Source organism: Rathayibacter sp. PhB151 (assembly GCF_004366415.1).
GTDB classification, from domain to species: Bacteria; Actinomycetota; Actinomycetes; order Actinomycetales; family Microbacteriaceae; genus Rathayibacter; species Rathayibacter festucae.
The window spans coordinates 43,789-69,137 of record NZ_SOEN01000013.1 but is presented as its reverse complement, the minus strand read 5'-3'; the positions used below and the strand labels follow the sequence as shown (position 1 = coordinate 69,137).

The window sequence follows — 25,349 nt, the reverse complement described above, 5'->3', positions numbered from 1 at the left end:
CCCGCGCGCGCCGGCACCGCCGTGCCTAGCCTGGGAGGCATGCCCCGCCCCTCGCCCGTCGTCCGCCACCGGATCGACGGGATCGAGCTCCGGACCCTCGCGACCGGTCGCCCCGACGCCGAGCGCACCTTCGTCCTGATCCACGGCATCGGGATGTCGCACCACACCTTCTCGACCCTCGCCGTCGCCCTCCGCGCGCACGGCCGCGTCGTCGCCGTCGACCTCGCCGGCTTCGGCGCCAACCGCTCGCCCCGCCGCCGTGTCGGCATCGCCGACCACGCACGTCTGGTCGAGAGAGCGCTGGCGGAGCAGGGCGTCACCCGGGCGGTCGTCGTCGGCCACTCGATGGGCGCCCAGGTGGCGGTCGAGCTCGCCGCCCGCGCGCCCGGCCTCGTCGCGGGAGCGGTCCTGATCGGCCCGGTCGTCGACCCGCAGCGCCCCGGTGCCGTGCGTCAGGGCCTCGCGCTCGCCCGCGACTGCCTGGGCGAGCCGCTCGGCGTCGACGCGCTGCTCTTCGCCGACTACGTCCGCGGCGGTCTCGCCTGGTACCTGCGCCAGCTGCCCGAGATGCTGCACTACCCGATCCAGCGGCGGCTGGCCGCGGTCACCGCGCCCGTGCTGGTCGTGCGCGGACGGGACGATCCGATCGCCACCCGCCACTGGTGCGAGCGCCTCCTCGCCCACGCCGCCGACGGGCACCTCCTCGAGTTCGCCGGCTCCCGCCACGTGGTCCCGCGCACGCAGCCGGAGTCGCTCGCGCTCGTCCTGGCGTCCTTCGCCGCCGACATCGCCCCCGACGCCGACGCCGACCCCGCGGCGGACGCCGCGCCCGACTCCGCCCCCGACGCCGGGCCCAGCCCCGCCGCCGACGCCGACCCGTCCCCGGTGCCCGCATGACGCACCTCGTCCGCGACGCCGTCTGGTGGATCCGCGACTACGCCTACGCCGTCGCCTGGCAGGTCCGCGCCTTCGTCTCCCGCCGCGCCCCCGACGACTACCTCGACGGCACGGAGCGGCCGATCGTGGTCCTGCCCGGCATCTGGGAGACCTGGGCCTTCCTCCGCCCGATCATCGACCCGCTGCACCGCCGCGGCCACCCGATGCACGTGCTCACCAGCCTCGGCTGGAACGGCCGCCCGGTCGCCCGCACCGCGGAGGACGTGGCCGCCTACCTCGCCGAGCACGACCTCCGCGACGTCGTGATCGTCGCGCACAGCAAGGGCGGCCTGATCGGCAAGTACGTGATGACCGAGCTCGACCCCGACGGCCGCGTCGACCGGATGGTCGCCGTCGCCACGCCGTTCGGCGGCTCGCGCTATGCGCCCTACCTGCTGCTGAAGAGCCTCCGCTCCTTCTCGCCCCGCGACGCGACGACCCTGCTGCTCTCCAGCCGGGCGGGCGCGAACGCGCGGATCACCTCGGTCTTCGGCCTCTTCGACCCGCACATCCCCGAGGGCAGCATGCTCGAGGGCGCGGTCAACGTGCGGATCGAGACGGGCGGGCACTTCCGCATCCTCAGCGACCCGGAGACGCTCGCGGCGGTCGTCGCCGCGGTGGACGCGCCTACTCGGCCGGCGGAGTGATCGTCTCGGCGTCGGCCGGGCACTCGATGACCGCCACGCCTCCGCCGCCGGCGTCGTCGACCACGGCACCCGCCGCGGCGAACGGCGCGCGGAAGCAGTAGGCCTCCGGCAGGTCGGCCACGTCCGGGAAGGCCGCGGCGTCGACCGGCGTGCGGAAGGACAGCGCCCCGAACTCGCCGCCCTCGCTGAGCGCGTCGTAGGACTCGATCCCGATCAGGTCCACGCCCTCGACGGCCTGGTCGCTCGCGAGCCGGGCGTAGCCGAAGGCGTCGTCCTGCGGCCCGGCGAGGGCGGAGACGAGCGCGAGCACGCGGTCGCGCGACTCCTCGCGGGGCGCCACGTCGTTCGACACGACCACGTCCGGCGCGGGAGCGGTGCAGCCGGCGAGCGCGAGCACCGCCAGGGTCGCGCCGATCAGCAGGGCCGGCGGGGTCGCGCGGGCCGGGGAGGTCGTCGGGGCCGGTCGCGTCCGCATCAGCTTCACCCGACCGACCCTAGCCGCGTAGCAACTGCTCCGCACCGCGCGGAACCCCCTCGGCCGGGCGGGCCGCGGAGCGGAGCATGGAGCGATGAGCTCCTCCCCCAGCACCGGCCCACGCACCTCCGGCCCCACCGAGCTCCTCCTCGTGCGCCACGGCGAGAGCGTCGCCAACATCGCGGCGAGCGCCGCCGAGGCGGAGGGCGCCCACGACATCGCCGTCGACCGGCGCGACCCCGACGTCGAGCTGTCCCAGGCCGGCCGTGAGCAGGCCCGCGCGCTCGGCCGCTGGCTCGCCGACGGCAACGCCCCGGTCGCCGCCTGGTCCTCGCCGTACCTGCGCGCGTCCTCGACGGCGCAGCTGGCCTTCGAGGAGGCGGGCCTCGACCTCGCGCCGCGCCTCGACGAGCGGCTCCGCGACCGCGATCTCGGCATCGCCGATCGCCTGACCACCGCGGGCTTCCGCGCGCGATTCCCCGAGGAGGCGGCGCGGCGGGACTGGCTCGGCAAGTTCTACTACCGCCCGCCGGGCGGCGAGTCCTGGACCGATCTCGCCCAGCGGGTGCGCTCGTTCCTGGACCACCTCGACGTCGTCGCGCCGGCCGGACCGGTGGCGCTGTTCTGCCACGACGCCGTCGTCCTGATCATCCGCTCGGTCTGCGAGGGCCTCACCGAGCGCGAGCTGCTCGACATCGGCCGGGCGACCCCGGTCGCGAACGCCTCCGTCTCCCGGCTCGTCCGCGACGGAGACGCCTGGACGCTCGAGCGCTTCAACGAGACCGCGCACCTCGAGGAGTCGAGCGCGCCGGTCACCCGCCACGACACCGGCGAGGACAGCGCCGTCGACACCGGCGAGGACGACCCGCGAGGGAGGACCGACTCATGAGCGAGACCCGGCACAGGAGCGAGCCCGCGCACAGGAGCGCCGTCGTCGACCGCGCCCTGCTCGAGCGGCGCTGGCCGCTGCCCGACCCGGCGGGATCGAAGCACGCCCGCGGTGACGTGGTCGTGGTCGGCGGCGCCCGCAAGACGCCCGGAGCGGCGATCCTCGCCGGGATCGCGGCCCTCCGGGTCGGCGCCGGCCGGATCACCCTCTGCGTCGCCGAGTCCGTCGCCTCCGCCACCGCCGTCGCGCTGCCCGAGTGCGGCGTCGTGCCGCTGGAGGAGACCCGCGGCGGCTCGATCTCGGGCCGCGGGCTCTCCGCGCTGGAGGGCGAGCTGGGCTCCGCCGACGTCGCGCTGATCGGCCCCGGGCTCGACGACCCGAAGGCGACCGCCGCGACGCTGCGCGCGATCGCTCCGCTGCTCGCCGACGTCCCCGCCGTGCATCTCGACGCCTTCCCGCTCGGCGTGCTGCCGGGCCAGCGGCGCGTCGCCCGCGCCCTCGCCGGCCGCCTGCTCCTGACGCCGAACACGGAGGAGGCCGCGCGGCTGCTCGGCGCGGAGGTGGACGACGTGGAGGCCGCCGCGATCGCCGTCGCGCAGCGCTACGGAGCGGTCGTCAGCCTCTTCAACGTGATCGCCGCGCCCGACGGCGACGCCGTGCGCATCGAGGGCGAGCACCCCGGCCTCGCGACGGCGGGCAGCGGCGACGTCCTCGCCGGCGCGACGGCCGGTCTCCGCGCGCGCGGCCTCGACCCGCAGGGCGCCGCGGCGTGGGGTGCCTTCCTGCACACCGAGGCCGACTCGGTCCTGGTGCGCAGGCTCGGCCCGGCCGGCTACCTCGCGCGCGAGATCCCGGGCGAGTTCCCGACGCTGCTCGCAGGCTGACGCGGGAGCGGTGCGGGACGGCGGCTCGGAACGTGCGGCTCAGGACGCGCCGTTCAGGATCGGTGGCTCAGGACCGGCGGCTCAGCCGGCGGCGGTCACTGCGCGACGTCGGCGACGGAGAACGCCACTCCCGGCGTGATCAGGATCGACGTCTCGCGGGGCTGGCCCTCGCCCTGGTTGACGGTCAGCCAGCGCGAGGCGGTGCCGTCGAGCGCCTCCTCGACGCTCGCACGGACGTCCGCGGCGGTGGTGTCGTGCAGGCTGTAGGGGGTGCCGCCGTAGATCAGCTCGACGCGCTTCACAGCAGGCCCTCCTCGCTCTGGCGGGCGCCGCCGTGCGGCTCCTCGCTGATGCGGAGGCCGTGGGCGCTGTGCGAATCGGCCAGGAGCTGGCGGATCCAGTCGGGGTTGATGGCCGGGGCGCGGCCGCCGTGGTACTTGAAGCGCAGCGGGATCGCCGGGTGCAGCCAGATCGACGTGCGACCGTCGCCGACGGACTGCGAGTCCTTCCACGAGAGGTAGAAGGACTCGTTGCGCGACAGCTTCGAGCCGATGACGATCTGCAGGTGAGCGAGCAGTCGGTCGTCGAAGTCGGCTTCGAGAGTCGAGTCGTAGATCAATCGGCCCATGAGGGCGGTCTCCGTTCGCAGTGCAGTCCAGCCGGCGGGGGCACGGCCGGACGGTACGGGGCGATTCTAACCGCCCCGGGGCCGACGCTCAGCGTCGATCGTCGTCCGAATCGAAGTGCGGGATCTCGAGATCGGACAGGTGCGGCGAGGACGAGTCGCCCTCCTCGGCCAGCGGCTGGGACACTCCGAGCCGCGCCGTCTCCTTCGCGAGCCTCTCGACCAGGGCCGCGTCCACGATCTCCTCGCCGCCGTCGTCCTCGGTCTCCGAGAAGAGCTGGCTGGCCGGACCGATCAGCAGGGTCGCCCGGCCGAGCTCACCGGACGAGCGCCGGATCGGGATGTCGACCGACATCGCGCCCTTGCGCAGCGCGAGGGCCTCGGCGTAGCCGACGAGCGAGTGCGCGATCCGGCTGCCGGTGAGCACCGAGCTGCCGGCGTAGTGGATGCGTTCCATGCGTCCTTCCTACCGCTCAGCGCCCGATCGGAGCATCCGGGTTGCGCGGCGGGACCGGGCTTGATAGCGCCTCGATCCTCCGCTCGAGCCCCTCGCGGACGGCCGGCCACTCCTCGATCAGGATCGAGTGCACCGCCGTGTCGCGCCAGGAGCCGTCCGCCCGCCGCTGGTCGTGACGCAGCACGCCCTCGAAGACCGCGCCGAGGCGGAGGATCGCCGCGCGGGAGCGCGCGTTCGCCGCGTCCGCCTGCAGCTTCACCCGCGAGAAGCCGCTGTCGAAGGCCAGGCCGAGCAGGAGGAGCTTGGTCTCGGGGTTCACGGCCGTGCCCCAGACCTCGGGGGCGTAGGCGGTCCAGCCGAGGTGCGCCGACTCCCGCCGCTCGTCGAAGTCGGTCAGCGAGGAGGTGCCGACGACCCGGCCGTCGACGAGCACGGCGCAGGGATTGCCGGTCTCCCACGGGTAGTAGCGCCGGGCGAAGGCGCGGAACGCCTCGGCGCCGTCGGGGAGGCCCGAGGGCCCGCCGCCGTAGCCCGCGGCGAACACCTCGGGGCGGCCGATCGCGGCCCGGAGCGGCTCCAGGTGCTCCTCGGTGAGCGGCTCGAGGACGACGAGGCGGCCGGTCAGCACCGCGGGCGCCGGGCGGACGGGACGGCCGGGACGATCGGCGGAGGCGGGGCTGCTCATCCGGACATTCTGGGGCCACTGCGGCCCGCTGAGGAGTCCAGGACGCGTGCCAGCATGAGGTCCATGGACAGCACCGCGATGTTCGCCGCCTCCGCCGGCGCCCTGCTCCGCCTCGTCGAGCGGATCGGGGACGAGCAGTGGGCGCTGCCGGGGCTGGGCGTCTGGGACGTCCGCGGTTTGACCGGGCACGCCTCGCGGGCTATCACGACGGTCGAGACGTACCTGCTCGCGGAGGAGCCGGCCGCCGCGACCGTGCCCGACGCGCTCGGCTACTACGCGGCCCTGGCCGGCGGCCGCGCCGACCCCGCGGCCGTGGCGCGGCGGGGCGTCGAGACCGGGGCGCTGCTCGGCGAGCACCCGGCCGAGGTGATCGCGGCGTCGCTGCAGCGGACCCTCGCGCTGCTCGCGCAGCAGCCGCCCGGGCGCCTCGTCGCGATCGGCGAGCACGCCCTGGCCCTGGACGAGTACCTGCGGACCCGCGTACTCGAGCTGGTCGTGCACACCCTCGACCTGTCGCGGGCGACGGGCCTCGCGCACGAGATCCCGCCCGAGGCGGTCGAGGCCTGCTCCGCGATGGCGGGGGCGCTCGCCGCTCGGGCGGGACGGGGCGAGGAGCTCCTGCTCGCACTGAGCGGGCGGGAGCGCCTCGCGGACGGCTTCTCGGTGGTGTGAGCCGCTCAGTCGTTCGAGCGGCCCGGTGGTTCGAGCCGCTCGCGAGCCGAGCGGCCGGCGCGCTCAGGCGACGGCGAGCGCCTCCACCGGCGGCACCCGGGTCGCGCGGCGGGCCGGCAGGACCGCGGAGACGGCGGTGAGGACGATGCTGACCAGGACGACGGCGACCAGGATCCCGACCGGGATCGTCGGCGGCACCAGTCCGATGCCCGGCAGCGAGCCGAAGATCGCGACCGCGCCGGCCCAGCCGTAGAACGCGCCGAGCACGAGGCCCAGGAGCGCCGCAGCGATCACCATCTGCGCCGCCTCGACGACGACCATCCAGCGCACCTGCGAGCCCGTGAAGCCGAGCGCGCGGAGCAGGCCCAGCTCGCGGCGGCGTTGCAGCACGCTCAGCGAGAGCGTGTTGACCATGCCGACGGCCGCGAGCAGCACCGAGAAGCCGAGCAGCACGCTCATGATCGCCGTGCTGACCGCGACGAACTGGTCGAGCGCCGCGAAGATCTCCGGGCTCATCTCGCTCGAGGCGCGCATGATCGACGAGAAGGTCGCGGCGGCCACCGCGAACATCGTGACGAGCGTCACTCCGATCACGAGGCCGATGACGGCGCGCGCGCTCCGGGCGGGGTTGCGGGTCGCGTTCGCCGAGGCGAGGCGCGCGACGGGGCTGCCGCCGAAGGCCCGGCCGACCAGCGAGATCAGCGGCGGGAGCAGCACCGGAGCGCCGAGGACCACCCCGGTGAAGGAGAGCATGCCGCCGGCGAGGCCGATCAGGACGCCGAGCGGGCTGGCGAGCCCGACGACGACGCCGATTAGCAGGAGCAGGACGCCGACCACGAGGAGGACGAGCGCCAGGACGTTCCGGCCCGTGCGTCCGCGGAGCTCGTCGTAGCGGGGCTCGGCGGCGGAGCCGGCGGCCTGCGAGGGCGCGACCGAGAGCACGCGCCGGGACCCGGCCCAGGAGGCGACGACGGTCGAGGCGATGACGGCGAGGCCCGGCAGCAGCAGTCCCGGTGAGGCGAGCGGTACGGCGATGCGCGTGAAGGTGCCGGTGCTGAAGGCGATCTCGGCGCCCACGGCCACGAGGACGACGGCGGCGACGAGGCCGAGGGCCGCGCCGATCAGCCCCTGCACGAGGCCGGTCCGCACCACCTCGGCACGGAGCGAGCGTCCGGAGGCGCCCAGCAGGCGCAGCAGCGCGATCTCGCGGGTGCGGCCGGCGATCACCGTCGACACCGCGTTGGAGGTGACGATCGCGCCGACGAAGACGGCGATGCCGAAGAAGACGCCGCCGACCACGCCCAGCGTCGTCGCGGCCTGCGCGATGCCGTCGAGACCGGCGGCGTCGAACGCCGCCACCATGTCGGCGATGACCATCACCAGGACCCCGCCGAACGCGGCCGAGAGCGCGGCGACCGTGATGATCGCGCCGCCGCCCTGGCCCGACGCGGCGCGGAGGCCCGTGCGGGCGCTCACGACGCTCCCTCCATCGAGAGCATGGCGCGCGAGATCTCCTCGGCGCTCATCCCGCGGCGGTCGTCGACGACGGCCCCGTCGCGGAGGAAGACGATGCGGTCGGCGAAGGCCGCGGCGATCGGGTCGTGGGTGACCATCGCGATCGACTGGCCGTACTCGCGGGTCGAGGCGCGGAGGAGGCTGAGCACCTCGCGGCCGGTGCGCGAGTCGAGGTTGCCGGTCGGCTCGTCGGCGAAGATCAGCTGCGGGCGGGTGGCCAGGGCGCGGGCGATGGCGACGCGCTGCTGCTGGCCGCCGGAGAGCTCGTGCGGGCGGTGGGTGAGGCGCTCGCGGAGACCGAGCGACTCGATCAGACGGGCGATCCACTCCTCCTCCTCGGCCGTGACGCGGCGGCCGTCGAGCTCGAACGGGAGGCGGATGTTGCCGCGCACGTCGAGGGTCGGGACGAGGTTGAAGGCCTGGAAGACGAAGCCGACGCTGCGCCGGCGGAGCACGGTGAGCTCGGCGTCGCCCATCGCGGTGATCTCGACGTCGCCGAGGAAGACGCGGCCGGCCGAGGCTGTGTCGAGGCCGGCGAGCACGTGCATCAGCGTCGACTTGCCGGAGCCGCTGGGGCCCATCACCGCGGTGAACTCGCCGCGCTCGATCGAGAGGGTGACGTCGTCGAGGGCGACGACGGGCGGCGTGCTGCCGTAGAGCTTGCGCACGCCCTCGACGCGCGCCACGACGGAGGAGGTCTGGTTCTGCATGTCTCCGACGCTACGGAGCCGCCTCTGTCGCGGGCGTCGCCCCGGGTGGCCGCCGCCGTCATCCTCCCGGGGGACCCGCGCTGGTCCCTGCGGCCCCCGCGAGATGCCACTTATGAGCGGGATCCACGGCGTGTCGTGCTCATAAGTGGCATCTCGCGGGAGGGGTCAGCACGCGGATCAGGGGCGGAGGCCCGCTCGGCGGAGGGTGAGGGCGGAGAGGGCGGCGGTGGCGGCGGGGTCGCCGGCGCGCCAGGCGGGGACGGCCTGCGGGTGGGCGGCGAGGATCTCGCGCGGGGGCGCCTCGGTGAGGGCGCGGAGGGCCAGCAGCTCGGCGCCGCCGGGGGTCGCACCGAGGGCGCGCAGCTCGGCGGTGCGGCGGGCGAAGCGCAGGCGCGGGCGGAGCCAGACGACGGCGAGCAGGAGCAGCGGCAGCCCGCCGACCGCGAGCCCGGCCACGATCGCGAGGGCGCTCGCGAGCTGCTGCTGGTCGCGGCCGGCCGCGGCGAGCACCGCGCCGGCGCCGCTGGCCTCGTCGAACGGCGCGCGCACGGCGTCACCGAGCAGCGGAATGCCGCCGAGCGTCGATCCGGCGTCGCTCATGGTCGAGCCGAAGCCGCTGCCCGCGCTCTCGAGGCGGCGGCCGATCTCGGCGAGGCCGGCGATCAGAGAGCCGACGGCGATCCCGGCCGCGATCGCGATCACCGCGACGGCGAGCGCGAGGGCGTCGGCCGTGATCTGCCGGGCGCGGACGGCGGGGAGGTCGGCGTAGATCTGCACCAGCCGATCATCCCCCGCCCGCGGTCCTCGCGCGCGTCGTTCCCGGTGCGCCTCAGTCGAGGAGGTCGTGCAGGACGACGACCTGCTCGCGCTCCGGCCCGACGCCGATCGCGGAGAAGCGGGCGCCGCTCATCGCCTCGAGCGCGCGGACGTAGTCCTGCGCGGCCTGGGGCAGGTCGGCGAACTCGCGGCAGCCGGTGATGTCCTCCTGCCAGCCGGGGAACTCCTCGTAGATCGGCTTCGCGTGGTGGAAGTCGCTCTGCGAGACGGGGACCTCGTCGTGACGCACGCCGTCGACCTCGTAGGCGACGCAGACCGGGATGGTCTCCAGGCCCGAGAGCACGTCGAGCTTGGTCAGCACGAAGTCGGTGACGCCGTTGATCCGCGCGGAGTAGCGGGCGATGGGGGCGTCGTACCAGCCGCAGCGGCGCGGGCGGCCGGTGGTGGTGCCGAACTCGAAGCCCTGCTTGCGCAGGTACTCGCCCCACTCGTCGAAGAGCTCGGTCGGGAACGGGCCGGCGCCGACGCGGGTCGTGTACGCCTTGATGACCGCGATGACGCGCTCGATGCGGTTGGGCGCCACTCCGGAGCCGGTGGCCGCGCCGCCCGAGGTCGCGTTGGAGGAGGTGACGAACGGGTAGGTGCCGTGGTCGACGTCGAGCATCGTGGCCTGGCCGGCCTCGAAGAGCACGGTCTTGCCGGCGTCGAGGGCCCGGGCGAGCACCAGCGAGGTGTCCGCGACCATCGGGCGCAGGCGCTCCGTGTACTGCAGCAGGTCCTCCATGACCTGCTCGACCAGGATCGCGCGGCGGTTGTAGACCTTCACCAGCAGGTGGTTCTTCTGGTCGAGGGCGCCCTCGACCTTCTGGCGGAGGATGTTCTCGTCGAAGAGGTCCTGGATCCGGATGCCGACGCGGTTGATCTTGTCGGCGTAGGCCGGGCCGATGCCGCGGCCGGTGGTGCCGATCTGGCGCTTGCCGAGGAAGCGCTCCGTCACCTTGTCGAGGGTGCGGTGGTAGCTGGTGATCACGTGCGCGTTGGCGCTGACGAGCAGCTTCGAGACGTCGACGCCGCGGGCGCTCAGCGCCTCGAGCTCGTGGAAGAGCACCTCGATGTCGACGACGACGCCGTTCGCGATGACGGGGACGACGCCCGGCGTCAGGATGCCCGAGGGCAGCAGGTGCAGCGCGTACTTCTCGTCGCCGACGACGACCGTGTGGCCGGCGTTGTTGCCGCCGTTGAACTTGACGACGTAGTCGACGCGGCTGCCGAGCAGGTCGGTCGCGCGTCCCTTGCCCTCGTCGCCCCACTGGGCGCCGGTGATGACGATTGCTGGCATGGCGTGTCCTTCGCGGGTGGGAGCGGAGTCGTGGGGCGTGCACTCGATCTCGAGGGCGAGCCTCGGCGGCCGGCGGGGCATCCGTTGGCGCAGCAGCGCGACCAGCCGATCGATTCTAGCGGAGGGGCCCCTTCTGCGGCTCGTGCGCACGGGCCCGGATGCGGGCGCCGACCGATAGCCGAGCGATGCTCTCGAACTCGTAACGACGCGTTCACACGTCGCGCATAGATTCGAACTCGTTCACACTCCACCGATCACGCGAACAGGAAACCGATGCGCACACTCCGCGCCGCAAGCCTCCTCGCCGTCGTCGCGCTCGGGGCGGTCACCGCCGCTCCCCTCGCGAGCGCGGCCCCTCTCGACGACGGCGTCGAGCTCACCCTGGTGTCGACGACCGACACGCACGGGCACGTTTACAACTGGGACTACTTCGCGAACGCGCCCTACGAGGGCGAGGACACGCTGGGCCTCACCCGCGTCGCGACCGAGGTCGACCGCCTCCGCGCCGAGAAGGGCGACGACTCCGTCCTCGTCTTCGACAACGGCGACGCGATCCAGGGCACGCCCCTGACCTACTACTACGGCCTCGGCGACGGCGCCGCGGGCGTCCTCTCGGGCGAGACGACGCACCCGATGGCCACCGCGTTCAACACCATCGGCTACGACGCGCAGGTCGTCGGCAACCACGAGTTCAATTACGGCCTCGACATGCTCAGCGCCTACGAGGGCGATCTGAACGCCCCGCTGCTCGGCGCGAACGTCGTCGACGTCGCGACCGGCGAGCCGTACCAGAAGCCGTACGCCGTGATCGAGCGCGAGATCGACGGCGAGACCGTGCGGGTCGGCGTGCTCGGCCTGGTCACCCCGGGCGTCCGCGTCTGGGACAAGCAGTACGTCGACGGCGTGCTCGAGTTCCGGGACATGGTCGAGACCGCGAAGGAGTGGGTCCCGAAGGTCCAGGCCGAGGCCGACGTGGTCGTCGTCCTCGCGCACACCGGCCAGGGCACCGTCCCGGACGCCGAGTACGACCCCGCCGACCTCAACGAGGACGTCGTCAACAACATCGCGACGCAGGTCCCCGGCATCGACGTGGTCGTCGCCGGCCACAGCCACCAGGACGTCCCCGAGACGCTCTACACGAACGTCGCCGGCGAGCAGGTCCTCGTCACCCAGCCGTACTTCTGGGCGCAGGGGCTCACCGAGGTGACCCTGAATCTGGTGAAGGACGCGGCGGGCGACCTGCAGGTCGACTGGACCGAGGGCAGCGCGCCCGTCGTGACGCCGGTCTACGCGCGCGACATCCCCGAGGAGTCGGCCGCCGTGGTCGACGCCCTCGCCGAGCAGCACGCGACCACGATCGAGTACGTGAACACCCCCGTGGCGGAGTCGCTCGAGGAGCTCTCGGCCGAGACCTCGCGCTACGAGGACACCCCGATCATCGACTTCATCAACAACGTCCAGGCCGAGACGGTCGACGCCGCGCTCGAGGGCACGGAGTGGGCCGACGTCCCGGTCATCTCGCAGGCGTCGCCGTTCTCGCGCACCGCGGTCTTCCCGAAGGGGCAGGTCACGATCCGCGACATCGCCGGTCTCTACATCTACGAGAACACCCTCCGGGGCGTCGAGATGACGGGCGCGGAGGTGCGCGACTACCTCGAGTACTCGGCCCGCTACTGCAACCAGGTCGCCCCGGGCGCTCCGTTCGACCCGGCCACGGGCACGAACGCGATCACCGCGGACCGCCCCACGGGCATCCCGGACTACAACTACGACGCGCTCTCCGGGCTCGACTACGTCATCGACATCTCGCAGCCGGCCGGCTCGCGGATCCGCGACCTGACGCAGCTCGACGGCACCCCCGTCGCGGACGACGACCGCTTCGTGCTGGCCGTCAACAACTACCGGCAGAGCGGTGGCGGGGCCTACCCGGCCGTCGCCGCGGCTCCCCTCGTCTACGACGAGCGGCTCGAGATCCGGCAGCTGCTGATCGACTGGGCGAGCGCGCGCGGCGTGATCGACCAGGCCGACTTCTTCGACGAGAACTGGTCGCTGACGTCGGTCGCGGCCGAGGTCCCGGCCGAGCCCGGCACGCCCGGCACGCCCGGCACGCCCGCGCCCGGCCAGCCCGAGCCGACCGAGCAGCCGACGGCCACCCCGGTGCCGCTGCCCTCCGCCACGCCCGTCCCCGTCGCCGGAGGCTCGCACTCCGGACCGCTCGCGAACACCGGCGTCGACGCGGCCTCCTACGCAGGAGGCGCGGCCCTGCTGCTGCTCGCCGGCATCGCGCTGACGGTGCTCCGCCGCCGCCGCTCCGCCTCGCACTCGGAGTAGCCGCCAGCACCACCCGTACGACCGGACGGCGCCGCCCTCACTCCCGAGGGCGGCGCCGTCTCGCGTTCCAGGCGGCGAGCACGCCCGTCGACCACAGCGCCCAGAGCACGAGCAGCGGCTGGAAGACCAGCCGGATCGCCCGGGCCGCGTCGGTCTCGAGACCGAAGGCCGGGGTCCGGGTGACGAGCTGCGAGACGTTGCCCGGGAACACCGCGACGAAGAACGCGGCGACCACGATCCCCACCAGCACCCGCCGGCGCCGGACCAGCAGCAGCGCGAGCCCGAGCGCGATCTCGACGACACCGGATGCCAGGACGACGAAGTCCGCATCGAACGGCAGCCACGGCGGAACCTGCGCCTGGAAGGACTGCCGCGCGAAGGTCAGGTGCCCCGTCCCCGCGAACACGAGCACGAGGCCCAGGAGGACGCGGGCGATCGTGCGCGGGAGGCTCATCGCTCCAGTCTGCGCCCGCGGTTCCCGCGCTCCCGGTGTGCCGCCCCGTATCCTCGATACCGCGCGCGCCGCGCCACCCCGTCCGTACCGCCCTGTCCGCAGACCGTGAAACGAGTTCCATGAGCACCCTGCCCCGCCTGATGGCCTTCGACCTCGACGACACCCTCGCCGCCTCGAAGTCCCCCGTGGACCCGGTGATGGCCGACCTCTTCGTCAAGCTGCTGCAGGCCACCGAGGTGTGCATCATCTCCGGCGGCCAGATCGGCCAGTTCCGGATGCAGGTGCTCGACCGCCTCGAGGGCGCCGACCCCGCAGTGCTGGCGAAGCTGCACCTGATGCCCACCTGCGGCACGCAGTACTACCGCTACGAGAACGGCGACTGGGCGCAGATCTACGCCGAGAACCTCACCGAGGACGAGAAGTCCCGCGCACTGGCCGCCGTCGAGGAGAAGGCCAAGGAGCTCGGCTACTGGGAGTCCGAGACCTGGGGCCCGATCCTCGAGGACCGCGACTCGCAGATCACCTTCTCCGCCCTCGGCCAGGCCGCCCCCGTGCCGGTCAAGCAGGCCTGGGACCCGACCGGCGAGAAGAAGAACACCCTCCGCGAGGCCGTCCAGGCCGTGCTGCTCGACCTCGAGGTCCGCTCCGGCGGCTCCACCTCGGTCGACATCACCCGCAAGGGCATCGACAAGGCCTACGGGATGAACAAGCTCACCGAGCTCACCGGCATCCCCCTCGACGAGATGATCTTCGTCGGCGACCGCCTCGACCCCGACGGCAACGACTACCCCGTCAAGGCGATGGGCGTCGAGTGCTTCGCCGTCGAGGGCTGGCACGACACCGCCGCCTACCTCCGCTCCTACGGCCTCTGACCTGCGAGCCCGGTCCTCCCCCGCGAGATGCCACTTGTGAGCACGACACGCCGCGAGAATCGGTCACAAGTGGCATCTCGCGGGGAGGGCCGGGCTCGGGTCAGGCGTCCTCGCTGAGGGAGCCGGTGGCGGTGCCGTCGAGGGCGAGGCGGAGGCGGCGCGGCAGCTTCGCGACGATGATCGCGTGCGACTCCGCCAGCAACTCCTGCACGAGGCCCTCCTCGACCCGGCCGCCGGCGTCGACGGTCACCCAGTGCTTCTTGTTGAGGTGGTAGCCCGGCTCGATGCCGTCGACGCCCGCGACGAGGTGCACGACGTTCTCGGGCAGCGCCTTGACGCTGACGACAGGCCGGCCGAACCGCTCGCTCTCGAGCGCGAAGACCTTGCCCTCGACCTTCCACACCCGGATGTCCGGGCCGAAGGGGAAGCTCGCGCCTGCTCCCGGCAGGTCGGCGAGGAAGGACTCGAGCGCAGCGGCATCCACGCGTCCATCATGCCCGCGGAGGTGCCGCCCGCGTAGGCTCGTCCTGTCGTCCGTCCAGCCAGTGGAGCAGTCTCCGCCGTCGGAACGACCGGAATCGGATCCGACCATGCCAGACCCCACGATCACCTCGACCTCCGCTCTGAGCCGTGCGACCGGGAGGTACGCGCGGGCGTTCGCCCTCCCGGGGTCGCTCGCCTTCTCCTCGGCCGGCTGGCTCGGCCGCTTCCCCAAGGGCAGCCTCGCGATCGGGGTGCTCGTCCTCGTGTCGGCGCAGTCCGGCAGCTACGCGCTCGGCGGCGCGGTCTCCGGCGCGCTGACCCTCGCCCTCGCCTTGACCGGGCCGCTCTGGTCGCGGGTGATGGACCGCTGGGGGCAGCGCCGGGCGCTCGCCCTGTCGCTCCCGGTCCTCGTCGCCGCCTCGCTCGGGCTCGTCGCCGCCGTGCTGCTGGGCGCTCCCGTCTGGACCTGGTTCGCGCTCGGCATCCTCGCCGGTGCGGCCGTCCTCGACGTCGGCTCGGCCGTCCGCTCGCGCTGGAGCGCCGCGACGTCGGACCCGGGGCTCCGGCACACCGCGTACTCGGTCGAGTCGGTGGCGGACGAGGCGGCCTTCGTGGTCGCGCCGCCGATCGTCACCCTGCTGGCCTCGCTCGTGCACCCGGCGGCCGGCGTCCTGGTCGGCCTCGGGATCGGCGTGGCGGGCGGCGTCGCGCTGCTCGTGCAGACGGGGACGCAGCCGGCGCTCGCTCCAGTGCGCTCGGCCGCGTCGCCCGCGCGGGAGCGGCTGCCGCTCGGGCTCGTCGGCATCGTCGCGGTCTTCGCGACCATCGGCGGGGTCTTCGGCTCGTTCAACGTCGCGGCGATCGCGACCGCGGAGGCGTCCGGAGCGGGAGCCGCCTCGGGGCTGCTGCTCTCCGCGTACAGCATCGGCAGCGTGCTGACCGGGGTGGTCGTGGGTGCCGCGCGCCTGCCCGGCGGTCCGCGCTCGAGGTTCCTGGTGGCGGGCGCCGTCTTCGGAGTGGTCGTGCCGGTGGTCGTGCTGGCCGGCTCGCTGCCCGCGCTGATCGCGCTGGCGTTCGTCGCCGGCCTCGCGACGTCGCCTCTGCTGATCACCGGCTCGAGCCTCGTCGAGTCGATCGCCCCGCGCAGCCGCCTCACCGAGGCCCTCGCCTGGCCGCCGACCGGCATCGCCCTCGGCGCCACCGCCGGCTCCACCCTGAGCGGCCTGGCCGTCGAGGCCCTCGGCCCGCAGTCCGGCTTCCTGGTCACCGCTGCCTCGGCCGCCCTCGGCGCCCTGCTGACCCTCGCGACGGTCCTGCTCCTCCGCCGCCGCGCCGCGCCTACGGACGCCGGCTCGTCTCGCTGACCGAGCGTCCCGCCCGAGGAGCCCGCAGAGCGGGCGCCCACCTGCTGATCGATCCGCCCGCGCAGCGGGTCCCTTTCCTGCTGATCAATTGGCCCGCGCAGCGGGTCCCTTTCATGCGGATCGAGCGGCCCGCGAAGCGGATCCCTTGCATGCTGATCGAGTAGCCCTCGCAGAGGGCGTATCGAGATCCACCCACCGAACGACGGCGGGTCTCGATACGCCCCTCCGGGCCTACTCGACCAGCATGCGGCGGGGGTGGCAACCCTGCACCGCCTCGGCCTGATCGTCGTCCGGTCGCGGTGATCGCAAGGCGGAGGAGGGAGGCGTAGCGGAGCTACGGCGACCGACGACAACGCCGCGAGCGCCACGGCCGGACGGCGATCAGTCGGCGCCGAGGATGACGATCGCTGCCGTAGGGGGCAGCGCGTCCTCGTGGTAGCGCTCGATCTCGGGGATCGCGGCGGGGTCGGCCTGCTCGAGGAAGCCGGTGAGACGGGCGACCTCGTCGGTCTCACCGATCGACTCGGCGGCGCGGCGGAGCGCGTAGAGCGCGAGGAGGAAGCCGCGGTTGGGGCCGTGGCGCCACGGGATCGGGCCCTGGCCGCGCCAGCCGGCGGTGCGGAGCAGGTCGAGGCCACGGTGGTAGCCGACGCGCGCGTAGGCGTAGGACGGCAGCGCGGCGTCGATCCCCCAGACGCTGTCCGCGAGGAGGGCCCAGGCCAGCGGCGAGCGCGGGTGGGCGGCCGCGAGCGCGGCGAACTCGACGGCTCCCGGGTTCGCGTGCTTGGCGAGGGCCGCGGTGATCGCGGGCTCGTCCGGGAGGAGGGTCGGTTCGGGGCCCAGCAGGTTCTCGCCATTCATGTCCTCAGGGTAACCCGCTCCCGCTGTGCCGCTCCGGGGCAGCCCGTCGACTCCCCCGTCCGGGCTGCGCCGATAGCATCGACCCCATGGCGACGAAGCGCAGCGAGGTCGAGGCCTGGCTCACGGACATGGACGGCGTGCTGGTGCACGAGAACCAGGCGCTCCCCGGCGCGCCCGAGCTCATCCAGGAGTGGACGGACGCGGGCACCCCGTTCCTGGTGCTCACCAACAACTCGATCTTCACCCCGCGCGATCTCGCGGCCAGGCTGCGGGCGTCGGGGCTGCACGTCCCGGAGGAGCGGATCTGGACGAGCGCCCTCGCGACCGCCGACTTCTGCGCCTCGCAGATGCCGGGCGGCAGCGCCTTCGTGATCGGCGAGGCCGGCATCACCACGGCCCTGCACGAGGCCGGCTTCATCATGACCGAGACAGCGCCCGACTACGTCGTCGTCGGCGAGACCCGCAACTACAGCTTCGAGGCGATCACGAAGGCGATCCGCCTGATCGTCGGCGGCGCCCGCTTCATCGTGACCAACCCCGACGCGACCGGCCCGAGCGCCGAGGGCGTCATGCCCGCGACGGGCGCGATCGCCGCCCTGATCACGAAGGCCACCGGCAAGGACCCGTACGTGGTCGGCAAGCCGAACCCGATGATGTTCCGCTCGGCGATGAACAAGATCGGCGCGCACAGCGAGAACACCGGCATGATCGGCGACCGGATGGACACCGACATCGTCGCCGGCATCGAGGCCGGCCTGCACACCGTCCTCGTCCTCACCGGCATCAGCGACCGCGCCGAGATGGACCGCTACCCGTTCCGCCCCGACGAGGTGCTGACCGGCGTGCACGAGCTGCTCTCCACCGACCCGTACGAGACCGAGTTCCCGCCCGACGACCAGATCCTCTGACCGCCGCCCCGGCCCCGTCGCTCCTCCCACCCGAACTGCCCACACTCCAGAAGCTGCGGTAGTCGCACGCGAGTACCGCAACTTCTGCGGACCCGCCGCGGACCACCCGGGAGACGGCACTCCCACTCCTCAAAAGTTGCGGGAGCGACGCGCGAATACCGCAACTTCTGCGTACTCGCGGCGCAGCAGTCGGCGGGCCCCGCTGCCACTCCTCCGAAGTTGCGGTAGTCGAGCGCGAGTACCGCAACTTTTGGAGTGTGGGAGGGGGAGGGGGGCGCCCGGCTGGTCAGAAGCGGACGTGCTGGAGGATCCAGGCGTGCATCGCGACGGCGGCGGCGGCCGAGGCGTTGATCGAGCGGGTCGAGCCGAACTGCGAGATCTCGAGCACGGCGACGGAGGCGGCGATCGCCTCCTCCGAGAGGCCCGGCCCCTCCTGCCCGAACAGCAGCACGCAGCGCTCCGGCAGCGCGAACGTCTCGATCGGCACGCAGCCGGGCACGTTGTCGATCGCGAGCAGGGGCACGTCCTCCGCCTCGGCCCAGCGGGCGAGGTCGGCGACGGTCTCGTGGTGCTGCACGTGCTGGTAGCGGTCGGTGACCATCGCGCCGCGCTTGTTCCAGCGCCGGCGCCCGACGATGTGCACGCTCTCGGCGCCGAACGCATTGGCGCTGCGCACGATCGAGCCGATGTTCATGTCGTGCTGCCAGTTCTCGATGGCGACGTGGAAGGGGTGCCGCGTCGCGTCGAGCTCGGCGACGATCGCGTCCATCCGCCAGTAGCGGAAGCGGTCGATCACGTTGCGGGAGTCGCCGCGCTCGAGCAGCTCGGGGTCGAGGCGGTCGTCGTCGGGCCGCGGACCGACCCACGGCCCCACGCCGTTCGTCGTCGCCTCGGGGGAGGCGGAGGGCCCGGCCTCGTCCACGTCGCGCGCCGCCCGGCCTAGGCCGACGGGGTGCCGTCGACCGAGCCGAGCATGTCGCCGCCGCCGGCGCGGTCGACGAAGCAGTAGTAGCTGCGCTCGCCGGCGTCCCACTGCTCCTGGGTCACCGGGAAGGAGGCGGACACCTGCACGTCGCCGTACGCCTCGGCACCCGCGATGTCGACGACGCCCTGCGCCTGGCAGAGCGAGGAGACCGAGACGGCCAGCGCGTCCTGACCCGGGAAGGTCGCGTCGGTCAGCTCACCGGTCGCGACCATCTCGCCGGTGTGGGCGGTCGCGCAGTCGACGACCGTGAAGGTCTCGGCCCAGACGGTGTCGAAGGGTTGCAGGCATTCGCCGCCCAGCAGCACGGTCCAGGCGTAGCTGCCGGCCGGCAGCGGGCCGACGGTGGGCAGGGCTGCGGTGGGCGGGCTGGTGGGCGTCGCACTCGGCTCGGACGGAGCGGCGGTCGTCGCGGCCGGGGCCGGCGCCGCCTCCTGATCGCCGTTCGAGCCGACGGCGATCCCGATGGCGAGGATCGCGCCGAGCAGGAGCACGACGCCGACGGCGATCAGGCCGATCAGCAGGCGCCGACGGCTGCGGGCGCGGTCGGGACCGGGTGCGCCGACGCTCGTGACGGAGGGGACGGGAGCGGGGGCCGGTGACGTCGCGGGCTTCTCGGCACGGGGCCTCTCGGCGCGGGGCTTCTCGGCGCGGGGCCTCTCGCTGCGGGGCTTGCGGGTCGAGCGCTTGGCGGCGTTGACGTGCGCGCGGGCAGGAGTGCTGAACGGCGCGACGGCCGGGGCGGCGGGCTCGTCCTCGCCGGACGCCCCCTCGGCACCGGTGGTCGGCTCGGCGGTCGGCTCTCCGGAGGCGGTGCCGTCGTCGTCCGGCTCCAGGTTCCAGGCGTAGGCGCCGGCGGTCTCGCGCCAGAGCTCCTCGTCGCCGCCGTCGTCCTCGGGCTCGTCGCGCGGGGCGACGACGTCCTCCCACACCGGCGGTGCGTCCCAGCCGCCGCGGGGGTCGGGCCACTGGTACACGTTGGGCGCCGCGGGCTCGCGCGGCTCGGGCTCGGTCGCACCCTCGGGCCGGTCGCGGCGAGCCTCGGAGCGGCGCCCTCGCTCGCGGAGCGCCGGAGGCGCGGTCGGCAGATCGTCGATCGGGGGTGTCGCGGGCAGGACGGGCGGGGGCTCGACCGGCGCGACGGGCGACTCCGGCGCGGGAGCCGCGACGGGGCCCGGGGCGGCCGGCGACTGCGGGAGCACCGGGCCGAGCGGGAAGCGCGGCGAGGGCGTGACCGGTCGCTCGGAAGCGGACTCCGAGCTGGTCGAGTCGTCCGCTGCGGGCCGCGACCGGGGAGCGGTGAAGGCGGCCCAGATGTCGCGGCGCGCGGAGGCGGCGTCGGCCTCGGGATCGGACGTGGGCTCCACGGGCGTCCGAGCGTCGTCCTCCGCGGGCGCCGCGTCCGTGGTCGGCGGTGCGGGAGCGGGGTCGGGCTCGACGACGGTCTCGCGAGCGGAGCCGGGCTCGGGCTCCACGGGTCGCACGGCATCGACCGGCTGCTCGACATCGGCCTGCTGCTCGGCATCGACGCGCTGCTCGGAATCGACGGGACGCTCGACCTCGACGGGACGCTCGACCTCGGCGGGACGCTCGACCTCGGCGGACGGCTCGGCCTGCTCGTCGTCGACGGGGCGCTCGGCAGCTGCGACCTGCTCGGTCTCACCGCCCTGCTCGGTCTCACCGGCCTGCTCGATCGGGCCGGCCTGCTCGACGTCCACCGACTGCTCGTCCACCGACTGCTCGAAGACGGACTGCTCGACGACGGACTGCTCGGCCGCGACGGACCGCTCGGCTTCGATGGTGCGCTCGGCGTAGAGGGGGCGCTCCGCCTCAGCGGACTGCTCGGCCTCGGTCGAGTCCTGCGTCTCCGCCGGCTGCTCCTCCTCGGCGGGCACTGCCTCGGTCGCGGGCGCGGCCTCAGGCGCGGGCGCGGCCTCGGGCGCGGGGGTGCGCGGGGCGTCGAAGATGCTCTTCAGGCGGCCGCCGCTCAGCTGCTCGAGGAGCCACTCGCTGCCGCCGGCGCGGCGCTCGGGCTGCTCGTCACGCCCGCCGTCGGGCTGGTCGCCGCGCTCGCGGCCGTCGTCGTCCACCATCAGCTCAGCCCGAGGTCGGCCAGCCCGATCGCGGCGAAGTAGGGGTAGCCGGCGCCCTCGATGATCTCGCGGGCCCCGGTCGCACGGTCGACGACGACGGCGACTCCGGCGATCTCGGCGCCGACCTTCAGCAGGGCCTCGATCGCGGCGAGCGGGGAGCCGCCGGTGGTGGAGGTGTCCTCGACGACGACGACGCGCTTGCCTGCGAGGTCCGGGCCCTCGACCTGGCGGCCGCGGCCGTGGTCCTTGGGCGCCTTGCGCACGACGAAGGCGTCGTACTCGAGTCCGCGGAGGACGCCGCGGTGCAGGATCGCGGATGCGATCGGGTCGGCGCCCATCGTCAGACCGCCGACGGCGTCGACGCGCTCGATCGGGGCGATCAGGTCGAGCATCACGTCGCCGATGAGCGGCGCGACCCGGTGGTCGAGGCTGACGCGGCGCAGGTCGACGTAGTAGCTCGCCTTCTTGCCGCTCGTCAGGGTGAAGTCCCCGTGGAAGACGGCGTCGGAGCCGATGTACTCGATGAGCTGCTGGCGTGCGTCGGTCACGCGCCTACTCTACGGGGCACGCCTACGGCGCGGACTCGGCCCCGCCCGCGCGCGTCGCACCGGCTTTCTCGCCCTGTCCCTCCTCGGCACCCCCGCGGAACTGGGTCATGTACAGGTCGTAGTACGCGCCGCGGCGCTGGAGCAGCGCCTCGTGAGCACCCTGCTCGACGATGCGGCCGGCCTCCATCACCAGGATCGTGTCGGCGTCCCGGATCGTGGAGAGGCGGTGCGCGATGACGAACGAGGTGCGGTCGGTGCGCAGCGCCGCCATCGCGTGCTGGACGAGCAGCTCGGTGCGGGTGTCGACCGAGGAGGTCGCCTCGTCGAGGATCAGCAGCGACGGGTTGGCGAGGAACGCGCGGGCGATCGTGATCAGCTGGCGCTCACCGGCCGAGACGCTTCCGCCCTCGGCGTCGAGCACCGTGTCGTAGCCGTCGGGGAGCTGCTGCACGAAGCGGTCGACCATCGTCGCCCGCGCGGCGTCGACGATCTCCTCGTCCGTCGCGTCGAGGCGGCCGTAGCGGATGTTCTCGCGGATCGTGCCCTGGAACAGCCAGGCGTCCTGGAGCACCATGCCGACCCGCGAGCGCAGGTCGCCGCGACCGATCCGGGTGATGTCGACGCCGTCGAGCAGGATCCGCCCGCCGGTGAGCTCGTAGAAGCGCATCACCAGGTTGACCAGCGTGGTCTTGCCGGCGCCGGTCGGACCGACGATCGCGACCGTCTGGCCCGGCTGGGCCGAGAAGGTCAGCCCCTCGATCAGCGGCTGCTCCGGGTCGTAGGAGAAGGAGACGTCCTGGAACTCGACGTGGCCGTCGGTGCGCTCGGGCAGCGAGTCGACCGCGGTCTCCGGCTCCTGCTCGTCCGCGTCGAGCAGCTCGAAGGTGCGCTCGGCCGAGGCGACGCCCGACTGCAGCATGTTCGCCATGCTCGCGAGCTGGGTCACCGGCTGGGTGAACTCGCGCGAGTACTGGATGAACGCGGTCGCGTCGCCGAGGGTCAGCTGGCCCGAGGCGACCCGCAGCCCGCCGACCACGGCGATCAGCACGTAGGAGAGGTAGGACACGAAGGTCATCGCCGGCATGATCATGCCCGAGACGAACTGGGCGCCGAACGAGGCCGAGTAGAGCGCGTCGTTCCGGCGGTCGAACTCCTCGAGCATCTCGCGGTCGCGGCCGAAGGTGCGCACGATCTCGAGGCCGGAGAAGGTCTCCTCGATGTGGCCGTTCAGCGCGCCGGTGTTCTTCCACTGCGCGGCGAAGAGCTTCTGCGAGCGGGCGCCGATGACGCCGGCGATCACGGCGGACAGCGGGATCGAGACCAGGGCGATCAGCGCGAGCTGCCAGGAGACGATGAACATCATCACGGCGATGCCGATGATGGTGAGCACCGACTGGACGAGCTGCGAGAACGCCTGCTGCAGCGCGGTCTGGATGTTGTCCACGTCGTTGGTCACCCGCGACATCACGTCGCCGCGCTGCCGGGTGTCGAAGTAGCGCAGCGGGAGGCGGTTGATCTTCGCCTCGATGTCCTGGCGCAGGCCGAAGACGACCCGCATCACGAGGCCGTTGAGGATGTAGCCCTGGGCCCACATCAGCACCGACGCGACGACGTACATCAGCAGCACGATGATGATCAGTCGCCCGAGCACGGTGAAGTCGATGCCCTCGCCGGGCACGATCGCGGTCTTGGAGAGCATGTCGGCGAAGGTGCCGTTGCCCTCGGCCCGCTGCTGCGCGATGATCTGCTCGAGCGGGACGCCGGCCGGCAGCTGCGAGCCGATCACGCCGTTGAAGATGGTGTCCATCGCCTGGCCGAGGATCTTCGGCGCGATGACGGTGAGCACGACCGACGCGGACACGAGCGCGACGACGAGGATCATCCGGGCGCGCTCGGGCCCGAGCAGGCTGAACAACCGCTTGGCGGAGGGCCAGAAGTTCTGCGCCTTCCGGGCGGGCGGGCCGTCGCCGAACATGCCGCCGTCGCCCTCGCCGGGCTCGAACTCGGGCTCGAGCTCGGAGGTCTCGGCGACCGGCGCCGCCTGGGTCTCGGTGTCGCGTGCGCGTGCCATCTCAGGCCACCCCTTCCACGCTCAGCTGGGATTCGACGATCTCGCGGTAGGTCGCGTTCGTCTCGAGGAGCTCGTCGTGCGTGCCGCGGCCGACGATGCGGCCCGCGTCGAGCACGACGATCTGGTCGGCGTTCCGGATGGTCGACACGCGCTGGGCGACGATGATCACGGTCGCGTCGGTGGTCGCCTCGGCGAGGGACTCCCGCAGGCGCGCATCGGTCGCGACGTCGAGCGCCGAGAACGAGTCGTCGAAGAGGTAGACGCGCGGCTTCGCGACGAGCGCCCGAGCGATGCAGAGCCGCTGCCGCTGCCCGCCGGAGACGTTGGTGCCACCCTGCGAGACCGGCTCGTCGAGCCCGCGCTCCTTCGCGCGGACGAAGTCCTCGCCCTGGGCGATGCGCAGCGCCTCCCAGAGCTCGGCGTCCGTCGCATCGGGCCGGCCGAAGCGGAGGTTGGAGGCGATGGTGCCCGAGAACAGGTACGGCCGCTGCGGGACGAGCCCGACGACCTTCGCGAGCTGCGCGCGGTCGAGTGAGGAGACGGGCACGCCGTCGATGGCGACCGAGCCCTCCTGCGGGTCGAACAGCCGCGGCACGAGGCCGAGCAGGGTCGTCTTGCCCGCGCCGGTCGAGCCGACGATCGCGGTCGTCCGGCCGGGCTCGGCGACGAGGTCGAGCTGCGAGAGCACGGGGCGCTCGGCGCCGGGGTAGCCGAAGACCACGCCGGAGAACTCGACGCGGCCGACGGTCGGCGCCTCGACGCCGCCGGTCGGCGTGGTGAGGCTGGTCCGGGTGTCGAGGACCTCCTGGATGCGCTCGGAGCAGACCACGGCGCGCGGGATCATCATCACCATGAAGACGCCCATCATCACGGCGGTGAGGATCTGCAGCAGGTACTGGAGGAACGCGGTCAGCGAGCCGATCTGCATCTGACCCGCGTCGACCCGGTGCCCGCCGAACCAGAGCACGGCGGCCGTGGCGAGGTGCAGGATCATCATGATCGCCGGGAACATCAGCACGAAGATGTTGCCGACCTTGATCGACACCTCGGTGATCGCCTCGTTCGAGCGGCGGTAGCGCTCGGACTCGAACGGCTCGCGGACGAAGGCGCGGACCACGCGGATGCCGGTGATCTGCTCGCGCAGCACCCCGTTGATCCCGTCGATGCGGTCCTGCATCAGGCGGAACAGCGGCAGCAGCAGGAAGACCAGCACGCCGACGACGACGAAGAGCACGGGCACCGAGACCCAGACCAGCCAGGAGAGCCCGGCGTCCTCGCGCAGGGCGAAGACGATCCCGCCGATGCACATGATCGGCGTCGAGACCATGAAGTTGAGCGTCATCAGCACGAGCATCTGCACCTGCTGCACGTCGTTCGTGCCGCGGGTGATCAGGGTGGCGGTGCCGAAGCGGCCGACCTCGAGCCCGCTCAGCGAGTCGACCCGGCGGTAGACGTCGCGGCGCAGGTCGCGGCCGACGGCCATCGCGGTGCGCGCACCGAAGTAGACGCCGCCGATCGCCGCGGCGACCTGGACCAGGCAGACCATGAGCATCGTCATGCCGGTGGCCCAGATGAAGTCGGTGTCCCCCTGGCCGATGCCCTGGTCGATGATCTCGGCGTTGAGGCTCGGCAGGTAGAGCGCCGCGAGGGTCGCGATCAGCTGGAGCACCACGACCGCCGTGATCGACCGGGAGTAGGGCTTCGCGTACGAGGACGCGAGACGGAGCAGGATCATGGGTCCTCCGGTCGGGGCGGGGCGGGAGAGGGCGGC

The 25,349-nt window shown here is 73.2% G+C and carries 26 protein-coding genes; 9 read left to right on the top strand and 17 right to left on the bottom strand.

All coding sequences use genetic code 11. The features are described 5' to 3' along the window. Positions 1-39: 39 nt before the first annotated feature. Positions 40-897 (top strand): alpha/beta hydrolase, encoded by an 858-nt coding sequence (locus tag EDF35_RS19960; RefSeq protein WP_133963600.1) that lies wholly within the window; start codon positions 40-42, stop codon positions 895-897. Further along, a complete protein-coding gene (locus EDF35_RS19955; protein ID WP_132437407.1) occupies positions 894-1,583 on the top strand; it encodes an alpha/beta hydrolase in 690 nt (229 codons plus the stop codon). The genes EDF35_RS19960 and EDF35_RS19955 overlap by 4 nt, the downstream gene beginning before the upstream one ends. Here the strand turns inward: EDF35_RS19955 and EDF35_RS19950 are convergent. Next, the gene (locus tag EDF35_RS19950) at positions 1,564-2,067 is read right to left on the bottom strand and encodes a hypothetical protein (RefSeq protein ID WP_133963599.1); all 504 of its coding nucleotides are present in this window, start codon (positions 2,065-2,067) and stop codon (positions 1,564-1,566) included. The two genes, EDF35_RS19955 and EDF35_RS19950, sit on opposite strands and share 20 nt — an antisense overlap. Before the next feature lie 85 nt (positions 2,068-2,152). Between EDF35_RS19950 and EDF35_RS19945 the strand changes: the two genes are divergently transcribed. Continuing rightward, complete coding sequence (locus tag EDF35_RS19945) at positions 2,153-2,947, top strand: histidine phosphatase family protein (protein WP_133963598.1); 795 nt, start codon at positions 2,153-2,155, stop codon at positions 2,945-2,947. Beyond that, positions 2,944-3,831 (top strand): ADP/ATP-dependent (S)-NAD(P)H-hydrate dehydratase, encoded by an 888-nt coding sequence (locus EDF35_RS19940; RefSeq protein ID WP_133963597.1) that lies wholly within the window; start codon positions 2,944-2,946, stop codon positions 3,829-3,831. Before EDF35_RS19945 ends, EDF35_RS19940 begins: the two co-directional genes overlap by 4 nt. Positions 3,832-3,926: 95 nt before the next feature. Here the strand turns inward: EDF35_RS19940 and EDF35_RS19935 are convergent, their stop codons facing one another. The 4 genes from EDF35_RS19935 to EDF35_RS19920 form a co-directional block, all read right to left on the bottom strand. After that, positions 3,927-4,133, bottom strand: a complete 207-nt coding sequence (locus EDF35_RS19935; protein WP_133963596.1) for a hypothetical protein — start codon at positions 4,131-4,133, stop codon at positions 3,927-3,929. Continuing rightward, positions 4,130-4,459 (bottom strand): ATP-dependent DNA ligase, encoded by a 330-nt coding sequence (locus tag EDF35_RS19930; protein WP_123447118.1) that lies wholly within the window; start codon positions 4,457-4,459, stop codon positions 4,130-4,132. The genes EDF35_RS19935 and EDF35_RS19930 overlap by 4 nt, the downstream gene beginning before the upstream one ends. An 88-nt stretch (positions 4,460-4,547) precedes the next feature. Continuing rightward, on the bottom strand, positions 4,548-4,913 hold the full coding sequence (locus EDF35_RS19925; RefSeq protein WP_133963595.1) for a hypothetical protein: 366 nt from the start codon (positions 4,911-4,913) through the stop codon (positions 4,548-4,550). 16 nt (positions 4,914-4,929) lie between these two features. Then, the gene (locus tag EDF35_RS19920) at positions 4,930-5,598 is read right to left on the bottom strand and encodes a GNAT family protein (RefSeq protein WP_133963594.1); all 669 of its coding nucleotides are present in this window, start codon (positions 5,596-5,598) and stop codon (positions 4,930-4,932) included. Between the two features lie 63 nt (positions 5,599-5,661). Here EDF35_RS19920 and EDF35_RS19915 point away from each other — a divergent pair, with 63 nt between their 5' ends. Continuing rightward, complete coding sequence (locus tag EDF35_RS19915) at positions 5,662-6,270, top strand: maleylpyruvate isomerase N-terminal domain-containing protein (protein ID WP_166674187.1); 609 nt, start codon at positions 5,662-5,664, stop codon at positions 6,268-6,270. A 63-nt stretch (positions 6,271-6,333) separates the two neighbouring features. Here the strand turns inward: EDF35_RS19915 and EDF35_RS19910 are convergent, their stop codons facing one another. The 4 genes from EDF35_RS19910 to EDF35_RS19895 form a co-directional block, all read right to left on the bottom strand. Continuing rightward, the gene (locus EDF35_RS19910) at positions 6,334-7,746 is read right to left on the bottom strand and encodes an FtsX-like permease family protein (protein WP_243840074.1); all 1,413 of its coding nucleotides are present in this window, start codon (positions 7,744-7,746) and stop codon (positions 6,334-6,336) included. Next, positions 7,743-8,495 carry an ABC transporter ATP-binding protein gene (locus EDF35_RS19905; RefSeq protein WP_123447122.1) on the bottom strand — a complete coding sequence of 251 codons (753 nt, stop codon included), beginning with the start codon at positions 8,493-8,495 and terminating at the stop codon, positions 7,743-7,745. The genes EDF35_RS19910 and EDF35_RS19905 overlap by 4 nt, the downstream gene beginning before the upstream one ends. 177 nt (positions 8,496-8,672) lie before the next feature. Beyond that, positions 8,673-9,272 (bottom strand): hypothetical protein, encoded by a 600-nt coding sequence (locus tag EDF35_RS19900; RefSeq protein ID WP_133963592.1) that lies wholly within the window; start codon positions 9,270-9,272, stop codon positions 8,673-8,675. Positions 9,273-9,324: 52 nt separating this feature from the next. After that, a complete protein-coding gene (locus EDF35_RS19895) occupies positions 9,325-10,611 on the bottom strand; it encodes an adenylosuccinate synthase (RefSeq protein ID WP_123447124.1) in 1,287 nt (428 codons plus the stop codon). Between the two features lie 273 nt (positions 10,612-10,884). Between EDF35_RS19895 and EDF35_RS19890 the strand changes: the two genes are divergently transcribed. Then, a complete protein-coding gene (locus EDF35_RS19890) occupies positions 10,885-12,942 on the top strand; it encodes a 5'-nucleotidase C-terminal domain-containing protein (RefSeq protein WP_133963591.1) in 2,058 nt (685 codons plus the stop codon). A gap of 37 nt (positions 12,943-12,979) precedes the next feature. Here the strand turns inward: EDF35_RS19890 and EDF35_RS19885 are convergent, their stop codons facing one another. Next, positions 12,980-13,396 (bottom strand): DoxX family membrane protein, encoded by a 417-nt coding sequence (locus EDF35_RS19885; protein WP_133963590.1) that lies wholly within the window; start codon positions 13,394-13,396, stop codon positions 12,980-12,982. Positions 13,397-13,515: 119 nt separating this feature from the next. On the opposite strand from EDF35_RS19885, the gene EDF35_RS19880 reads away from it, so the two are divergent. Then, on the top strand, positions 13,516-14,268 hold the full coding sequence (locus tag EDF35_RS19880) for an HAD-IIB family hydrolase (protein WP_133963589.1): 753 nt from the start codon (positions 13,516-13,518) through the stop codon (positions 14,266-14,268). Positions 14,269-14,368: 100 nt separating this feature from the next. On the opposite strand, the gene EDF35_RS19875 is transcribed toward EDF35_RS19880, so the two are convergent. Continuing rightward, positions 14,369-14,752, bottom strand: a complete 384-nt coding sequence (locus tag EDF35_RS19875) for an MmcQ/YjbR family DNA-binding protein (protein ID WP_243840073.1) — start codon at positions 14,750-14,752, stop codon at positions 14,369-14,371. A 106-nt stretch (positions 14,753-14,858) separates the two neighbouring features. Here EDF35_RS19875 and EDF35_RS19870 point away from each other — a divergent pair, with 106 nt between their 5' ends. Continuing rightward, positions 14,859-16,115 carry an MFS transporter gene (locus tag EDF35_RS19870; protein WP_166674186.1) on the top strand — a complete coding sequence of 419 codons (1,257 nt, stop codon included), beginning with the start codon at positions 14,859-14,861 and terminating at the stop codon, positions 16,113-16,115. A 381-nt stretch (positions 16,116-16,496) separates the two neighbouring features. Here the strand turns inward: EDF35_RS19870 and EDF35_RS19865 are convergent, their stop codons facing one another. Next, positions 16,497-16,976 (bottom strand): DUF3151 domain-containing protein, encoded by a 480-nt coding sequence (locus tag EDF35_RS19865; RefSeq protein ID WP_123706013.1) that lies wholly within the window; start codon positions 16,974-16,976, stop codon positions 16,497-16,499. Between the two features lie 86 nt (positions 16,977-17,062). Between EDF35_RS19865 and EDF35_RS19860 the strand changes: the two genes are divergently transcribed. Further along, positions 17,063-17,884, top strand: a complete 822-nt coding sequence (locus tag EDF35_RS19860; protein WP_123447131.1) for an HAD-IIA family hydrolase — start codon at positions 17,063-17,065, stop codon at positions 17,882-17,884. Between the two features lie 286 nt (positions 17,885-18,170). Here EDF35_RS19860 and EDF35_RS19855 read toward each other — a convergent pair whose 3' ends face one another. Genes EDF35_RS19855 through EDF35_RS19835 form a run of 5 tightly spaced genes read right to left on the bottom strand, consistent with a single transcriptional unit; the run spans position 18,171 to position 25,313 of the window. Further along, positions 18,171-18,806: a TrmH family RNA methyltransferase gene (locus tag EDF35_RS19855; protein ID WP_133963586.1), complete on the bottom strand. Its 636-nt coding sequence runs from the start codon at positions 18,804-18,806 to the stop codon at positions 18,171-18,173. A 17-nt stretch (positions 18,807-18,823) separates the two neighbouring features. After that, positions 18,824-20,959: a septum formation family protein gene (locus EDF35_RS19850; RefSeq protein WP_133963585.1), complete on the bottom strand. Its 2,136-nt coding sequence runs from the start codon at positions 20,957-20,959 to the stop codon at positions 18,824-18,826. After that, positions 20,959-21,507: an orotate phosphoribosyltransferase gene (gene pyrE / locus EDF35_RS19845; RefSeq protein ID WP_123447133.1), complete on the bottom strand. Its 549-nt coding sequence runs from the start codon at positions 21,505-21,507 to the stop codon at positions 20,959-20,961. The genes EDF35_RS19850 and pyrE overlap by 1 nt, the downstream gene beginning before the upstream one ends. Positions 21,508-21,529: 22 nt before the next feature. Then, positions 21,530-23,578, bottom strand: a complete 2,049-nt coding sequence (locus EDF35_RS19840) for an ABC transporter ATP-binding protein (protein WP_133963584.1) — start codon at positions 23,576-23,578, stop codon at positions 21,530-21,532. Between the two features lies 1 nt (position 23,579). Beyond that, a complete protein-coding gene (locus tag EDF35_RS19835; RefSeq protein WP_133963583.1) occupies positions 23,580-25,313 on the bottom strand; it encodes an ABC transporter ATP-binding protein in 1,734 nt (577 codons plus the stop codon). Positions 25,314-25,349: the final 36 nt, after the last annotated feature.

Bases quoted from the DNA above. Each gene is read 5' to 3' on its own strand.
- EDF35_RS19960 (WP_133963600.1), top strand. From the start codon at position 40: ATGCCCCGCCCCTCGCCCGTCGTCCGCCACCGGATCGACGGGATCGAG.
- EDF35_RS19955 (WP_132437407.1), top strand. From the start codon at position 894: ATGACGCACCTCGTCCGCGACGCCGTCTGGTGGATCCGCGACTACGCC.
- EDF35_RS19945 (WP_133963598.1), top strand. From the start codon at position 2,153: ATGAGCTCCTCCCCCAGCACCGGCCCACGCACCTCCGGCCCCACCGAG.
- EDF35_RS19940 (WP_133963597.1), top strand. From the start codon at position 2,944: ATGAGCGAGACCCGGCACAGGAGCGAGCCCGCGCACAGGAGCGCCGTC.
- EDF35_RS19930 (WP_123447118.1), bottom strand. From the start codon at position 4,459: ATGGGCCGATTGATCTACGACTCGACTCTCGAAGCCGACTTCGACGAC.
- EDF35_RS19925 (WP_133963595.1), bottom strand. From the start codon at position 4,913: ATGGAACGCATCCACTACGCCGGCAGCTCGGTGCTCACCGGCAGCCGG.
- EDF35_RS19920 (WP_133963594.1), bottom strand. From the start codon at position 5,598: ATGAGCAGCCCCGCCTCCGCCGATCGTCCCGGCCGTCCCGTCCGCCCG.
- EDF35_RS19915 (WP_166674187.1), top strand. From the start codon at position 5,662: ATGGACAGCACCGCGATGTTCGCCGCCTCCGCCGGCGCCCTGCTCCGC.
- EDF35_RS19905 (WP_123447122.1), bottom strand. From the start codon at position 8,495: ATGCAGAACCAGACCTCCTCCGTCGTGGCGCGCGTCGAGGGCGTGCGC.
- EDF35_RS19895 (WP_123447124.1), bottom strand. From the start codon at position 10,611: ATGCCAGCAATCGTCATCACCGGCGCCCAGTGGGGCGACGAGGGCAAG.
- EDF35_RS19890 (WP_133963591.1), top strand. From the start codon at position 10,885: ATGCGCACACTCCGCGCCGCAAGCCTCCTCGCCGTCGTCGCGCTCGGG.
- EDF35_RS19885 (WP_133963590.1), bottom strand. From the start codon at position 13,396: ATGAGCCTCCCGCGCACGATCGCCCGCGTCCTCCTGGGCCTCGTGCTC.
- EDF35_RS19880 (WP_133963589.1), top strand. From the start codon at position 13,516: ATGAGCACCCTGCCCCGCCTGATGGCCTTCGACCTCGACGACACCCTC.
- EDF35_RS19870 (WP_166674186.1), top strand. From the start codon at position 14,859: ATGCCAGACCCCACGATCACCTCGACCTCCGCTCTGAGCCGTGCGACC.
- EDF35_RS19865 (WP_123706013.1), bottom strand. From the start codon at position 16,976: ATGAATGGCGAGAACCTGCTGGGCCCCGAACCGACCCTCCTCCCGGAC.
- EDF35_RS19860 (WP_123447131.1), top strand. From the start codon at position 17,063: ATGGCGACGAAGCGCAGCGAGGTCGAGGCCTGGCTCACGGACATGGAC.
- EDF35_RS19850 (WP_133963585.1), bottom strand. From the start codon at position 20,959: ATGGTGGACGACGACGGCCGCGAGCGCGGCGACCAGCCCGACGGCGGG.
- EDF35_RS19840 (WP_133963584.1), bottom strand. From the start codon at position 23,578: ATGGCACGCGCACGCGACACCGAGACCCAGGCGGCGCCGGTCGCCGAG.
- EDF35_RS19835 (WP_133963583.1), bottom strand. From the start codon at position 25,313: ATGATCCTGCTCCGTCTCGCGTCCTCGTACGCGAAGCCCTACTCCCGG.